This window comes from Capnocytophaga sp. HP1101 (assembly GCF_054772415.1).
Map to the genome: position 1 here is coordinate 83,659 of NZ_BPUU01000007.1, position 13,241 is coordinate 96,899.

The 13,241-nt window shown below is 40.9% G+C and carries 15 protein-coding genes; 10 read left to right on the forward strand and 5 right to left on the reverse strand.

Annotated elements, in window-relative coordinates; all coding sequences use genetic code 11:
- Positions 1–93 precede the first annotated feature (93 nt).
- Together RCZ04_RS05340 and RCZ04_RS05345 are read left to right on the forward strand one after the other, a co-directional pair.
- A complete protein-coding gene (locus RCZ04_RS05340) occupies positions 94–1,800 on the forward strand; it encodes a M23 family metallopeptidase (RefSeq protein ID WP_460484925.1) in 1,707 nt (568 codons plus the stop codon).
- Between the two features lie 26 nt (positions 1,801–1,826).
- Positions 1,827–2,204: a RidA family protein gene (locus RCZ04_RS05345; RefSeq protein ID WP_454983175.1), complete on the forward strand. Its 378-nt coding sequence runs from the start codon at positions 1,827–1,829 to the stop codon at positions 2,202–2,204.
- 114 nt (positions 2,205–2,318) lie between these two features.
- Here the strand turns inward: RCZ04_RS05345 and RCZ04_RS05350 are convergent, their stop codons facing one another.
- Complete coding sequence (locus RCZ04_RS05350) at positions 2,319–3,494, reverse strand: C1 family peptidase (protein ID WP_460484926.1); 1,176 nt, start codon at positions 3,492–3,494, stop codon at positions 2,319–2,321.
- Positions 3,495–3,594: 100 nt separating this feature from the next.
- Here RCZ04_RS05350 and RCZ04_RS05355 point away from each other — a divergent pair, with 100 nt between their 5' ends.
- The gene (locus RCZ04_RS05355; protein ID WP_460484927.1) at positions 3,595–4,239 is read left to right on the forward strand and encodes a hypothetical protein; all 645 of its coding nucleotides are present in this window, start codon (positions 3,595–3,597) and stop codon (positions 4,237–4,239) included.
- A gap of 111 nt (positions 4,240–4,350) precedes the next feature.
- Here the strand turns inward: RCZ04_RS05355 and tsaD are convergent, their stop codons facing one another.
- Positions 4,351–5,367 carry a tRNA (adenosine(37)-N6)-threonylcarbamoyltransferase complex transferase subunit TsaD gene (gene tsaD, locus RCZ04_RS05360; RefSeq protein ID WP_460484928.1) on the reverse strand — a complete coding sequence of 339 codons (1,017 nt, stop codon included), beginning with the start codon at positions 5,365–5,367 and terminating at the stop codon, positions 4,351–4,353.
- A gap of 140 nt (positions 5,368–5,507) precedes the next feature.
- On the opposite strand from tsaD, the gene sucC reads away from it, so the two are divergent.
- The 7 genes from sucC to RCZ04_RS05395 all read left to right on the forward strand — a co-directional run bounded on the left by sucC (position 5,508) and on the right by RCZ04_RS05395 (position 11,501).
- Positions 5,508–6,707 carry a succinate--CoA ligase subunit beta gene (gene sucC / locus RCZ04_RS05365; RefSeq protein WP_460484929.1) on the forward strand — a complete coding sequence of 400 codons (1,200 nt, stop codon included), beginning with the start codon at positions 5,508–5,510 and terminating at the stop codon, positions 6,705–6,707.
- Between the two features lie 223 nt (positions 6,708–6,930).
- The gene (metE, locus tag RCZ04_RS05370; RefSeq protein ID WP_460484930.1) at positions 6,931–9,231 is read left to right on the forward strand and encodes a 5-methyltetrahydropteroyltriglutamate--homocysteine S-methyltransferase; all 2,301 of its coding nucleotides are present in this window, start codon (positions 6,931–6,933) and stop codon (positions 9,229–9,231) included.
- A 174-nt stretch (positions 9,232–9,405) separates the two neighbouring features.
- A complete protein-coding gene (locus tag RCZ04_RS05375) occupies positions 9,406–9,618 on the forward strand; it encodes a hypothetical protein (protein WP_460484931.1) in 213 nt (70 codons plus the stop codon).
- Positions 9,619–9,622: 4 nt separating this feature from the next.
- The gene (locus tag RCZ04_RS05380; protein WP_460484932.1) at positions 9,623–9,928 is read left to right on the forward strand and encodes a type II toxin-antitoxin system RelE/ParE family toxin; all 306 of its coding nucleotides are present in this window, start codon (positions 9,623–9,625) and stop codon (positions 9,926–9,928) included.
- A gap of 331 nt (positions 9,929–10,259) precedes the next feature.
- Positions 10,260–10,763 carry a lipocalin-like domain-containing protein gene (locus tag RCZ04_RS05385; RefSeq protein ID WP_460484933.1) on the forward strand — a complete coding sequence of 168 codons (504 nt, stop codon included), beginning with the start codon at positions 10,260–10,262 and terminating at the stop codon, positions 10,761–10,763.
- Positions 10,764–10,925: 162 nt separating this feature from the next.
- Entirely contained in the window at positions 10,926–11,105 is a 180-nt protein-coding gene (locus RCZ04_RS05390; protein ID WP_460484934.1) for a type II toxin-antitoxin system HicA family toxin, read from the forward strand.
- A gap of 15 nt (positions 11,106–11,120) precedes the next feature.
- Entirely contained in the window at positions 11,121–11,501 is a 381-nt protein-coding gene (locus RCZ04_RS05395) for a type II toxin-antitoxin system HicB family antitoxin (RefSeq protein ID WP_460484935.1), read from the forward strand.
- Positions 11,502–11,536: 35 nt separating this feature from the next.
- On the opposite strand, the gene RCZ04_RS05400 is transcribed toward RCZ04_RS05395, so the two are convergent.
- The 3 genes from RCZ04_RS05400 to RCZ04_RS05410 form a co-directional block, all read right to left on the reverse strand.
- Positions 11,537–11,992 (reverse strand): SMI1/KNR4 family protein, encoded by a 456-nt coding sequence (locus RCZ04_RS05400; RefSeq protein ID WP_460484936.1) that lies wholly within the window; start codon positions 11,990–11,992, stop codon positions 11,537–11,539.
- Positions 11,961–12,521: a hypothetical protein gene (locus RCZ04_RS05405; protein ID WP_460484937.1), complete on the reverse strand. Its 561-nt coding sequence runs from the start codon at positions 12,519–12,521 to the stop codon at positions 11,961–11,963. The genes RCZ04_RS05400 and RCZ04_RS05405 overlap by 32 nt, the downstream gene beginning before the upstream one ends.
- Before the next feature lie 61 nt (positions 12,522–12,582).
- Positions 12,583–13,233 (reverse strand): protein-L-isoaspartate O-methyltransferase family protein, encoded by a 651-nt coding sequence (locus tag RCZ04_RS05410; RefSeq protein ID WP_460484938.1) that lies wholly within the window; start codon positions 13,231–13,233, stop codon positions 12,583–12,585.
- Between the last annotated feature and the right edge of the window lie 8 nt (positions 13,234–13,241).

Genomic DNA, 13,241 nt, shown 5'->3' on the forward strand with positions numbered 1-13,241 from the left:
TTTAAACTTTGGCAATGTTTTTTAATTTGCTAATTTGCTAATAATTCTCTACTTTTGCGCCGTTTTTACAAAAGCAAAATTTAGACTGAAATAATGAAAAAACATATCACTTATCACTCACTACTCATCACTTTTACTTTTTGCCTTTTACCTTTTACCTTAATAGCTCAATCTTTTCAAGCTGCAATACCCCTCAATACCAAGCCCTTGCTTGCAGGTAATTTCGCCGAACTGCGCCCGAATCACTTTCACGGAGGTATCGACCTAAAAACAGAGAGTCGCGAAGGATTGCAGGTCTTAGCAGCTGAAGAAGGTTACGTGTCCCGCATCAAAGTAAGTCCCTATGGTTATGGCAAAATGCTTTTTATCACTCACCCCAATGGCTATGTCACCACTTACGGACACTTGCAGAAGTACGCTCCTGAGATAGAGGCTTACGTAAAACAAAAACAATACGAAAAACAAACCTATGATATCGATATACTCGTTCCCGAAAAACAATTTGTGGTAAAAAAAGGCGATTGGGTAGCTCTCAGCGGTAATACCGGCGGAAGCCAAGGACCTCACTTGCATTTCGAGGTGCGTGATATTCACAATAACGGCTGGAATCCATTGCTCTTTGGCTTTCAGGAAATACAAGACACTACACCTCCCGAGGTATTACAAGTATACGCTTATTCACTAAGTGATGATGCTCAAGTTGATAACACACAATTACCCCGTCAGCTCAATAAAAACAAACAGATAGATGGCACTTATCTAACCGAAAAAGTAAATGCCATTGGCACCATAGGATTTGGTATCTTAGGGTATGACCGTCAAGATGAAACAATGCACCGCAACGGTATCTATAAAACAAGCCTATTGCTCAACGGCGAAACTCAATTAGAAATCGTCTTTGATAAAGTTAACTATGATGATACCCGCTATCTCAATGCCCTCATCGATTATGAGCGCTATGCACAACGCAGGGGTTTTGTACAGCTATTGTATAAACTGCCCAACAACAAACTCGAATCAGTATATCCTACATTAAAGCCTAATAAAGGCTATCTTACCATTGAGGAAGGTAAACAATATACAGTATCTATTATTACAGAAGATTTTAAAGGAAATACTACTAAAATCAATATCCCTATAGAAGGCAAACGAGAGCCTTTAAAAACAGCTCGACCAGAACCTAAAGGCAATAAGCAAGTGGTTGCAACTCGCGATAACTATTATGAAATGGAATACGGAAGCGTATACTTCCCCGAAGATACTTTTTACAAAGATTATTTGATGAATATTACCAGTACTAAGGATACTTTAACCGTTGGTAGTTCCTTTATTCCTGCTCAAAAGTTCTTTACAGTAACTATCAAAAGCGATACTTATGCGAATGAAGACACTTCTAAGGTATTTATAGCTCGTTCAAACGGAGGCTATGAACCTACCGTTTATAAAGATGGCGTGTTCACAGCCAAAGCGCGTAACTTAGGAAAGTTCTTTTTGCGCAAAGATACTATTCCACCCACTCTTAAAGCCGTGAATTTCAGAAATGGGGGCTTCGTGAAAGCTAATACACTCAAGATTTTAGTAAGTGATAATCTTTCAGGATTTGAGTCCTGCTCTGCCACTCTCAACGGTCAGTGGATACTCTTTGAATACGAACCAAAAAACCGTTGTCTTACTTTTCATTTCAGCGATATTGATACTACCCAAACCGATAAGTATGAGCTCATTGTAGAAGCTAAAGACCGAGTAGGTAACATAGGAACACTAAAAGCCAACTTTACTAAACTAACTTCTACTCCCTAACACGTGAAACCTAAACACTATTTTATATGAAACATATCATTTTTACAGAAAAAGCGCCAGCGCCTATAGGACCTTACACTCAAGCTGTAAAAGCTGGCAACACGCTCTACGTATCAGGACAAATACCCGTAAATCCCGCCACAGGCGAGGTAGTAAAAGGCATTGAAGCTGCTACCGAGCAAGTGATGGAAAACCTCAAAGCCATTCTCACCGAAGCAGGTGCTACCTTTGAAAATGTAGTAAAAACCACCATTTTCTTAGCCGATATGGGGCAATTTGCGCAAGTAAACAGCGTATATGCGCGCTATTTCAACGAGGCAACAGCACCCGCACGCGAAACCGTACAAGTAGCACAATTACCTAAAGCTGTAGAAGTAGAGATTTCTTGCATTGCGGTATTATAACAGAGCTGTGTAGAGACAAAAAAAGCAGTATAGCGCAAAATGCGCTATACTGCTTTTTTATTGTATTGTATTACCTAAAAGTTCCTAGTTATAAACCTTAAAGTTGCTTACCTCTTATCTCTTACCTTTAAGTATGTCGCTCGGTACGCCGCCTTTGTGGAGCATAAGGGCGGTAGTTTTGAACTGTACAAAGGCTTTGGTTACGTATAGATAGCCTTGATAGTCATTGCGCAAGCCCCAAGAGTTTTTCACGATGTAGTACTCGCGACCTTTTTGGTCTTTGGCAAGGCCTACGATGTGCATCGCGTGGTCGTCGGTGGTTTGATAGTTGTCAAAATCACGCTGACGCATTTCGGGGGTGATGGTTCTCTCGGCAGCAGGTGTATTGCTAAACAAACGGGCTATTTCATCTTGGGTCATCTCGGCAGGATCTTTTTCAGGAACGAAAGCTACGCCGTTTTTCCAACTGAAATAACGTTCGCTCACATCGGCTGCCCACGCGATAGTATAACCTTTTTTGAGCGCATTGTCGATGGTTTTGGTAATATCGGTCATTGCGATATTGTAGGCGTGATCGTAACTCCAGTTATCGGGTACGGCCATAAACACATTTTGATACACAGGCTGGTCGGCGTAAGAGACCATTTCTATATAGTCGGCTGGGTTGATACCCACACGTTCTTTTGCAAAGGTTTGAGGGGTGTACTTTTTGCCTTCGTACATAAAGCTTTCGGGCACAGTACCTAAATAAGCATCGATAGTTGCTGTAAAGGCAGGCAACCAGTTAGGGGTGAGTTTTTTCACTTTTTCGCGTTTCACTAAGCCTTCTAAGAATCCTTTAAGGATGCCGTGCAATTCGCCAAAGTCGTTGCGATTGGTGCCGTAGTTCAAGCCGGTGTACACGTATTGAGGTACTGCACCGTATTTGGCGTACATATTGATCACGTCGTGGAGTTCACCCCCTTGACCGTAATCCAAATAGCCGTGCATACGCACGTATTGTTTGGCTTTTTCAATATAAGTATTGCGTGCGGTGAAGATTTCGGCTAAGTCGATAGGTTTTTTGCCCATACGGCTCATTTCGCTTTCTAAGAAAGAAGCGCCAGCATAGCTCCAGCAAGTGCCACTACTACCTTGGTCTTTCACGTCGGTGCGTTCAAGGTTGATAACGGTAGTAAACTGGAATCCAGCATTTTCTGAATGGTTAGCAGCTACCGATTTGATTAAGTCATCTTGAGCGGTTCCTACAAAAAAGGAAGAGAGTGCTACAAATAATGCGATGTTTTTCATAAAAAAATACTTTATAGTGAGGGGCAAAGGTATGAAATATTCGGCAGAAAACAAATATTTGGCATAATTATCGCTATAAAAAAGTAAATGCCCAAATGATATGAAGCAATTACACTTGTACATATTACTATTGTTAGGAGGCTTAGCAGCTCAGGCACAACCTTTTGAGACACAAAAAAGGGATATAAAAGTGGTGATCCCGCTGGAGAAATCACCTGAGCTTGAAAGCAAAAGCAGTCCTATCAATTTGCGTGTAGCACCTAAAAAAGAGGACAACCCTTGGATGAAGACCCCTCAAAAGAGTATTGATTTCACGGGAAAGAGCAGTTTGGTACAGCGCAAAGTGGAGTTCAAGCCTAATTACGAAGTGCTCAACGACCACAAGCAAGAGGATTATGAGGCGCCTAAAGGCGACCAGTTTTTTGGGGATTTTACCAATAACGGAAAGTTTGTAAATGTGTATTGTCGCGACTTCGCTGCGATTGATGGTGACCACGTGAGTTTGTATGTAAATGGAGTAGAAGAAGTTCGCGACATTTTTCTACTGGGAGAGTTTCGAGGTTTCAAGGTGGAACTCAAGCCAGGGTTTAACAAAGTAGAGTTTTTGGCGCTCAACCAAGGGGATTCAGGCCCTAATACGGCAGAGTTTATGGTGCTTGACGACCAAGGTAAAACGATATTGCGCAACCGTTGGGATTTAGCCACAGGCTCCAAAGCACAACTCGTAATTGTAAAAGACCATTAAGAAGAGAATTATTTTTATTTGTTACTTTTTTTAGCTCATATTTTTATAGGAGAGTTCCTATAAAGATATGAGCTTTTTTTCAAATAAGGGGTAAGTGCCTTCTCCAGCCTATTACCTAAACGATAGTCTCGGCTGCGCCGTCACGCCTTGCTCAGTAAAATCGCCTTCCAAGAATTTGTAGTACCCTACAATTCCTATCATTGCGGCGTTATCAGTACAGTACTGAAATTTAGGCACAAAGGTGCGCCATCCGTATTGCTCGCCCAAAGCAGTGAGAGCGTTGCGAATGCCTGAATTGGCCGACACCCCTCCGCCTATAGCTACTTGCTTGATGCCTGTTTCTTTGACAGCTTTTTTGAGTTTGCTCATCAGTATTTCCACAATGGTGTGTTGCACCGAGGCACAAATATCGGCTAAGTTTTCGGTGATAAAGTTGGGATTTTCTTGCGTGTGTTTCTGTACGAAGTAGAGAATGCCCGTTTTGAGTCCGGAGAAACTGAAATTGAGTCCTTGTATATTAGGTTTCGAAAAAGTAAAGGCTTTGGGGTTGCCTTCTTGAGCGTATTTATCGATGAGGGGGCCACCAGGGTAAGGAAGTCCTAATATTTTAGCGGTTTTGTCAAAGGCTTCCCCCACAGCATCGTCCAAAGTTTCACCCAATACTTCCATCTCAAAAAAACTCTTTACTTTCACAATTTGGGTATGCCCCCCGCTGATGGTCATTGCGAGGAAAGGAAATTCGGGTTTTTCTTGTCCTTCGTCAATAAAGTGCGCGAGTATATGCGCCTGCATATGGTTAACCTCAATGAGCGGAATATGGAGCCCCATTGCCATTGATTTGGCAAAGGAAGTCCCCACCAATAGCGACCCCATCAAACCAGGGCCGCGCGTAAAAGCGATAGCCGAGAGTTGGTTTTGAGTGATATTGGCTTTTTTGAGGGCTTGGGCTACTACGGGCACAATGTTTTGAAGGTGAGCGCGTGAAGCCAATTCGGGTACTACCCCGCCGTATTGTTTATGAACTTCCTGATTGGCTACCACGTTAGAAAGCACTTGGTCGTTGCAAAGCACTGAAGCAGAGGTGTCATCGCAAGAAGATTCAATGGCTAATATATAGGTGTTTTTCATTTGTATCGGTTTAGGGGACAAAAGTAGTAATAATTTGTCAATTTGCCAATTAGTCAATTTGCTAATTTTTTCATTTTCAAATTTGCTAATTATCAAATTATTTTCGTATCTTTGCCGAATAGTTACCAAATCAATCACGTATGAACTTACACGAATACCAAGGGAAGGAAATCCTTTCGAGTTTTGGGGTGCGCGTACAGCGCGGCATTGTAGCTCAAACCCCTGCTGAAGCTGTAGAGGCAGCTAAACAACTCACTGAAGCTACTGGCACTCAGTGGTATGTAGTAAAAGCACAAATTCACGCGGGTGGGCGTGGCAAAGGGGGTGGTATCAAGCTCGCTAAAGGCTTAGACCAAGTAGAGCCTATCGCTTCCCAAATCATCGGGATGCACCTCATCACCCCGCAAACACCGCCTACGGGTAAAGAAGTGCACCAAGTGCTCATCGCCGAAGATGTGTACTACCCTGGCGAAAGTGAGACTAAAGAGTTCTATATGTCGGTATTGCTCAACCGTGCCAAAGGTAAAAATATGATTATGTACTCTACCGAGGGCGGTATGGATATCGAGGCAGTTGCCGAAAAAACACCTCACCTTATCTTCACCGAGGAAATCGACCCTGCCGCGGGCTTATTGCCTTTCCAAGCACGCCAAATTGCGTTCAACTTAGGCGTAACGGGCGAAGCTCAAAAAGAAATGGTAAAATTCGTAACAGCTCTGTACAACGCTTATATCTCTTCCGATGCGAGTCTGTTTGAAATCAACCCTGTACTGAAAACTTCCGACAACAAAATAATGGCAGTAGATGCCAAAGTGGTGCTCGATGACAACGCACTCTTCCGACACCCCGAATATGCAGCCTACCGCGATACACGCGAAGAAAACCCTATTGAGGTAGAAGCTAAAGCTGTAGGACTCAACTATGTAGCCCTCGACGGCAACGTGGGCTGTATGGTAAACGGTGCTGGCCTCGCTATGGCTACGATGGATCTCATCAAGCAAGCGGGAGGTTCGCCAGCCAACTTCCTCGATGTGGGAGGCACCGCCGATGCCAAACGCGTAGAAACGGCTTTCCGCATCATCCTCAAAGACCCTAATGTGAAGGCTATCCTCATCAACATTTTTGGGGGTATTGTGCGTTGCGACCGCGTGGCACAAGGGGTAGTAGATGCCTATAAAAATATGGGCGATGCCATTCACGTGCCTATCATTGTGCGCCTGCAAGGTACCAATGCCGAGCAAGCTAAAGAAATATTAGACGCCTCAGGCTTATCAGTACACTCGGCTATACAGTTCCAAGAAGCCGCTGATTTGATACATCAGGTAACAAGTAACAAATAAAAGATAATCACAGTTTCCCAAAGTCCTCGCCCTAAGCGGGGACTTTTTTTATCACAGTGATATCATCTCTTAGAACGGAAATCTCAAACCTGACAAAAACTCTCTTTTCAGAAAAATATCCTAAAATTTAAATTTGTAGTAAAAAATTATTATTTAAAAATTTGTAGGTCACATTATTTTTATTACCTTTGCCCCGAATTAGAAATTTCAAACAGAATATATAATGAGAACAAACGTATTAGGTTACCCTCGTATCGGTGAAAAACGAGAACTTAAAAAGGCTAATGAGGCTTTTTGGGCGGGTAATAGCTCAGAAGAAGAACTCTTGGCGGTAGCGGAAAAAATCCGTGTACACAACTGGTCGTTGCAGCGAGAAGCTGGCATTGACCTCATCCCCTCAAACGATTTTTCGTTCTATGACCAAATGCTCGACTTTTCGTTTGTAGTGAGCGCGATTCCCGAGCGTTTTGCCCCTATCAAGCACCTTTCAAACACCGAGCGTTACTTCGCTCTAGCTCGTGGTTATCAAAAAGATGGTATCGATATCACCGCTATGGAAATGACCAAATGGTTCGATACCAATTACCACTATATAGTACCTGAATTTACCAAAGATCAAACCTTCAAAATTTTGGTAAACAAACCTTTGCAAGAATACAACCTCGCTAAAAAACACGGTTTTGACACTAAACCTGTGCTTATTGGCTTGGTTACTTATTTGTTGCTCGGTAAAGAAAAAGAACAAGGTTTCCACCGCTTAGACTTAGCTGAACGCTTATTGCCTGTGTACATCCAAATCGTGCGCAGTTTAGTAGATGCAGGAGCTAAAACCATTCAGATTGACGAACCTTACTTGGCACTCGACCTTCCTGAAGGCGCTGCTGAGGTGTACAAAAAAGTATATAGCGAACTCAAAAGCCAATTCCCTAACACTGAGTTTATCCTCACTACCTACTTCGGGGCATTGGACAACAATACCGACTTGGCAGTGTCTTTGCCTTTTGAAGTGCTCCACATTGATTTGGTGCGTGCTACTGCTCAGCTCGACAAAGTGCTCAAAGCTCTCCCTGCCGACAAAAAACTATCGCTTGGGGTGGTAGACGGCCGCAATATTTGGAAAAACAACTTTGAACATTCCTTAGCTCTCGTGGAAAAAGCTACCGAAGCCCTCGGTGCTGATCGTCTGCTTATCGCTACTTCTTGTTCGCTATTGCACTCGCCTTGTAACCTTGAATTGGAAAACAACGAGAAAGTGCTTACCCTTGAAATCAAACAATGGTTGGCTTTCGCTAAACAGAAGGTGAAAGAACTCGCAACTCTCAAAGCGATTGCTACCAAACATATTACCCCTGAGGTAAAAGCGATTTTTGAAGAAAACAAAAAAGCCGCTGAGAACCGCAAAACCTCTCCGCTTATTCACGACCAAAAGGTAAAAGAACGCGTGAACGGCATCACCGCTAAAGACGATGTGCGCCACAGTCCGTTTAACGTGCGCAAAGATGCACAACACAAAGCACTGAACTTGCCGCTCTTCCCTACAACCACTATCGGGTCATTCCCACAAACTGCCGAAGTGCGCAGTTGGCGTGCTCGCTTCAAAAAAGGCGAACTCACCCAAGCCGAATACGATAAACTGTTAGAAAAAGAAATTGAAGATTCTATCCGTTTTCAAGAAGACACTCAAATTGACGTGCTCGTACACGGCGAGTTTGAACGCAACGATATGGTGGAATACTTTGGAGAACTCCTCAAAGGCTACACCTTTACCAAATTCGGTTGGGTGCAAAGTTACGGTTCGCGTTGCGTAAAACCCCCAATTATCTTTGGTGATATTTCACGCCCTGAGCCAATGACCGTACGCTGGAGTAAATACGCACAATCGCTTACTAAGTTGCCCGTAAAAGGAATGCTTACAGGCCCTGTAACCATCTTGCAATGGTCATTTGTACGCGACGACCAGCCTCGTTCCGAAACTTGTTTGCAGATAGCCTTAGCCATTCGCGATGAAGTAGTTGATTTGGAAAAAGCGGGTATCAAAGTGATTCAGATTGACGAGCCTGCCATTCGCGAAGGATTGCCTTTGCGCAAAAGCGAGTGGAAAGCTTATTTTGACTGGGCTATCAAAGCCTTCCGCATCTCGGCATCGGGCGTGGACGACGAAACCCAAATCCACACCCATATGTGTTATTCCGAGTTCAACGATATGATTGAAGCCATCGCCGATATGGACGCCGATGTGATTACCATTGAGTGCTCACGTTCCCAAATGGAACTCCTTGATGTGTTTGGCGATTTCAAATATCCTAACGAAATAGGCCCTGGAGTATACGACATTCACTCACCACGCGTACCTTCGCAAGAAGAGATGACCAATTTGATGAAGAAAGCCATCAGTGTAGTGCCTAAAGAGCAACTATGGGTCAACCCCGACTGCGGACTCAAAACGCGCCACTGGCCAGAAACCAAAGCCGCCCTCCACGCAATGGTAGAAACCGCTAAAGAACTTAGAGCATTATTCAATTAACAATTGATAATTGACAATTCACAAAAGCAATGTACAGCGATGTGCATTGCTTTTTACTTTGCCAAAGTTTGAGACTTTGGCAAAGTTGATAACAATGTTTTTGTGTTAAAATGACTCTTTTTCTTTGTAGGAATAAAACTTTTTTATACTTTTGTCGCATAAAACAAAATTATTATGGTATTGGTATATCCTAAAGATGATTTACAAGAAGCTATATTAACTTCTTTTTTACAAGAAAAGAATATAGCTTTTGATGAGGGAGCTCCTACTGATGAGTATTTACAAGTGCTTACAGCAAGAGCCAATGAGATAATGACAAATCCTGAAACAGCAGGAGGTTCATTTGATGATTTTGACAGAAGACTAAGAACTAAGTATGGTTTTTAATTTGATGATTCATCACCAAGCTGAGTTAGACTTGGAAGATATAGTTGTTTTTTACAACAATATCAAAGAAAATTTAGGTTTTGAAGTCTATGAGGAAATATACGACTATATACAAGATATTAAAAGTAGACCTTATTCTTTTAGAACAGAAACTGAAAAAATTAGAGTTTGTCTTACTAAAAGATTTCATTTTTGTATTTATTTTCTTGTGATAGAAGAACTTTCAAAAGTTTGGATCATAGGTGTAATGAATGCTAAGCAAGACCCGAATAGATTACTAAGACGGCTTTCCGTCTTGAATTTAAGTTAATTCTGTATTAAAATTTTCATTGAAAACATAAATGCTTAAATAGCATTTAAACATAACAACATATAGCGTTTCGCTTTACAGTTTCCTAATTTCTGAAAACGACCAATTTTTTTAGATGTAAATAGGAAAGTAAAAGTGGAAATGCCTACGGTTACGTGGGCATTCCTTTTGCTTATTTACATCAGCCTTTGGTCGGGCTTCAGAAATTGAGCAATAAGGAATGTTTCCACGTTTTTTTATTGCTTTATTATAGCGAAACCTACACGATAAAGGCGGTAACCGAAAAGCCTGAACAGAGTAGGTATAAACTTAATTTTATGTAACAATAGCAATGAAAAACAAAAACAAAAACGTAGCGTGGGCAACCTTTCGCACTGCTACACAGGTAGTAGCCATTATGGCAGTAATTTTAGTAACCTTTATCGCTTGTGGTAAAAGCGACAATGGGGGAAGTGTACAAAACAAGAACTTAATTGGTACTTGGGTATGGGAAAGTATGACTATTGATGGAGTCCCTAAATCTCTTGATAAACCAGATGACAAGTCTCTTAAAAACTGTAATGTAAAACCTTCTTTTGTTTTTACTGAGAAAGAAGTAACTTTTACAGATTCGAGTGAATATTATGATATAAATAAAGTCCTTTATAAATGTGAACTTGAAACGCAAAAAGGAAGTTATTCGGTTTCAGGGAATACCATATCTATTATCTGGGAAGATAAAAGTGGAGGTTCTGCTACAATATCTATAGTAGGGAATAAACTTACCTTTACTTCTCCAGTAGAAGATGATAAAGGAAATAAACATACTTCTACTATGACTTTTGTCAAACAGTAAACTTCCTATATCATTACCCTTAGAAACTTATTTAAGGAACAAAAAGAGCAAAGCGCATTAAAGTGCTTTGCTCTTTTCTTTTTAAAATATTTTCATCAAAAATTTGGATATAAGTATATAAACATATACCTTTGCAACATCAAAAACCAATTAAACTAATATATGAAGTCAAGTGAGTTACATCGGCTTATCACTGAAAATGATTGGATACTAATAAGGGTTTCTGGAAGTCATTATATCTATCAAAAAGGTGATAAAACTTATCCCGTACCATATCACGGAAGTAAAGAGGTAGGGAAAGGACTTGAGAAAAAGGTAAAAAAGGAAATGGAACTATTCTAAAAAACATTATATAATATGAAAAACATTACTATCATTATAGAACGCAGTAACGATTTTTATTGGGCTTATGCTGAAAATGTAGAAGGTATAAGTGCAGGAGGTGAAACTGTTCAAGAGGCTAAAAACGGTATCTTTGACGCTATTGCTCTGCAAAAAGAACTCGGTAATTTTCCTTATAACAATTACCAACTTACCTACAAATATGACACTGAAAGTCTGTTACAATATTTTAAAGGGATAATAAGCAACCCCGCCTTTGAACGACTCACAGGTATCAATCAGAAATTGATACACCAATACGCTGTGGGGCTAAAAAAACCTCGTACAGCTCAACGTCAAAAAATACAAGACGGATTGCATAAACTCGGTGCAGAATTACTTAGTATACAATTATAGAAAAAGAGCAAAGCGTTAAGTCGCTTTGCTCTTTTTTAGTCTGCTAATTCTAAGAAATCCTCAAAATATTCATTAAAAGAATTGAATAGCAGTGTAGGTTTGTTCATTTCAAAATTACCGTCTTTATTACAATGTATTTCAGCACCATATACTTTTGAATCGTTGAGGCGATCTGTTTTTGAGACTTTGTACAGAATAAGATATTCGTCAATTTCGTAATTGAGTACGATAAAATCATCGGGGAGGTTGAGTTCTTCTCTCAACTGTTTTGTGAGTTCTATTATTGGGTATGATAATATTCCATCTTCTTTGTAAACTCCATTGATATAAGTATCCCCAAAGTTACAAGAGCCACATTCGCTCAAGAACTTTACATACACTTCAGGGAGTAATACCCCTAAAGATGTTTCTACAATTTGAATTTCTTCGGCGGTAGCACCTTCACAGTATTCAAATTCATCACTCTGTTGTAGTTTCTTTAGATAATTCATTATGTTCTTCTCTTTTAAATACAAAAGTATCATAATAAGTATTGAAAAACTGTACAAACATAACCGCACCTTGTCGGTCTCTATACACTTCTACTAACAAATTCCCATCTTTATCAGGAGCTATGCGTATTCTATCGATATCCACTCCTAAATAAATAGGAATAAACGGATAGATTCTAAACCTATTATAGCGTTGCCAAAAGTTTTTCTTCTGTTTGCCCTTAAAGCCAGCTACCATTGCAACTGTAGTCGTGCTATCCTTCACTTTTTGGTAACTCACGTAAAGCGAATCTGCTTTAAGTTGCAGTTTAAATCGACTCAAAGGTAGTGCCGTTTCTTTGTATTCTTTAGGCAGTAATGGGAAAAACAAAGGTGCTTGCTTCTCCATAGGCTCAGAATACACATAGTACGTCCCTTCGTTAAGAGTCTTAATAGCAACTTCATCCATAGGGGCTGTCATTTTAGGGCGTTGTACTGTCTTACACGAAAACAGCAACAACGATAGTAAAGCAAAAGTAATGGTTCTCATATTAAATTATTATCTATTATTCATCATTAACCATTAACCATTAACCATTAATCATTAATCATCAGTTTCTCTCTTTCAGCATCGGTACAAACTGAAAAGTCCCGTGTGTGGTCTTGTGAAACTCTTTTTCTGATATGCGCTTGTACACCGTCATTGTTTGGGTCTCGTCTCCTATCGGAATCACCAAGCGCCCTCCTATCGCCAATTGTGCAAGTAGTGCATTGGGTACATAAGGTGCGCCTGCCGTCACCAAAATGCGGTCAAAAGGCGCTTCCTTAGGAATCCCTTTATAACCGTCGCCAAAGTACATATGCACAGGGCGATTCATCAGTTTGGGTAGCAGTATTTGCGTTTGTTTAAACAGCTTTTGTTGGCGCTCAATAGTGTAAAGTTGTACCCCTAAATAAAGCAGTACACTGGCTTGGTAGCCACTCCCCGTGCCTATTTCCAATACTTTTTGGCGTGGCGATACTTGTAGCAATTCTGTTTGGAAAGCTACAGTGTAAGGTTGAGAGATTGTTTGCCCCTCCTCAATCGGGAAAGCTTTATCTTGGTAAGCGTGGTCTTCAAAACTGCTATCCATAAACAAATGGCGGGGTATCGTGCGGATAGCTTCCAATACTCGCTCGTCCTTTATACCTTTTTCTCTCAATAAATCAGCTAATTGCTTGCGTAATCCTTTGTGTTTTAATGTGTCTTTCAGCGGTAGCATCTTCTCGT

Excerpts from the sequence above, each read along its gene's own strand:
- sucC (WP_460484929.1), top strand. The coding sequence starts at position 5,508 with ATGAACTTACACGAATACCAAGGGAAGGAAATCCTTTCGAGTTTTGGG.
- RCZ04_RS05395 (WP_460484935.1), top strand. The coding sequence starts at position 11,121 with ATGAAAAACATTACTATCATTATAGAACGCAGTAACGATTTTTATTGG.
- RCZ04_RS05345 (WP_454983175.1), top strand. The coding sequence starts at position 1,827 with ATGAAACATATCATTTTTACAGAAAAAGCGCCAGCGCCTATAGGACCT.
- RCZ04_RS05390 (WP_460484934.1), top strand. The coding sequence starts at position 10,926 with ATGAAGTCAAGTGAGTTACATCGGCTTATCACTGAAAATGATTGGATA.
- RCZ04_RS05385 (WP_460484933.1), top strand. The coding sequence starts at position 10,260 with ATGAAAAACAAAAACAAAAACGTAGCGTGGGCAACCTTTCGCACTGCT.
- RCZ04_RS05380 (WP_460484932.1), top strand. The coding sequence starts at position 9,623 with ATGATTCATCACCAAGCTGAGTTAGACTTGGAAGATATAGTTGTTTTT.
- RCZ04_RS05405 (WP_460484937.1), bottom strand. The coding sequence starts at position 12,521 with ATGAGAACCATTACTTTTGCTTTACTATCGTTGTTGCTGTTTTCGTGT.
- tsaD (WP_460484928.1), bottom strand. The coding sequence starts at position 5,367 with ATGAAAAACACCTATATATTAGCCATTGAATCTTCTTGCGATGACACC.
- RCZ04_RS05400 (WP_460484936.1), bottom strand. The coding sequence starts at position 11,992 with ATGAATTATCTAAAGAAACTACAACAGAGTGATGAATTTGAATACTGT.
- RCZ04_RS05375 (WP_460484931.1), top strand. The coding sequence starts at position 9,406 with ATGGTATTGGTATATCCTAAAGATGATTTACAAGAAGCTATATTAACT.
- RCZ04_RS05340 (WP_460484925.1), top strand. The coding sequence starts at position 94 with ATGAAAAAACATATCACTTATCACTCACTACTCATCACTTTTACTTTT.
- metE (WP_460484930.1), top strand. The coding sequence starts at position 6,931 with ATGAGAACAAACGTATTAGGTTACCCTCGTATCGGTGAAAAACGAGAA.
- RCZ04_RS05410 (WP_460484938.1), bottom strand. The coding sequence starts at position 13,233 with ATGCTACCGCTGAAAGACACATTAAAACACAAAGGATTACGCAAGCAA.
- RCZ04_RS05350 (WP_460484926.1), bottom strand. The coding sequence starts at position 3,494 with ATGAAAAACATCGCATTATTTGTAGCACTCTCTTCCTTTTTTGTAGGA.
- RCZ04_RS05355 (WP_460484927.1), top strand. The coding sequence starts at position 3,595 with ATGAAGCAATTACACTTGTACATATTACTATTGTTAGGAGGCTTAGCA.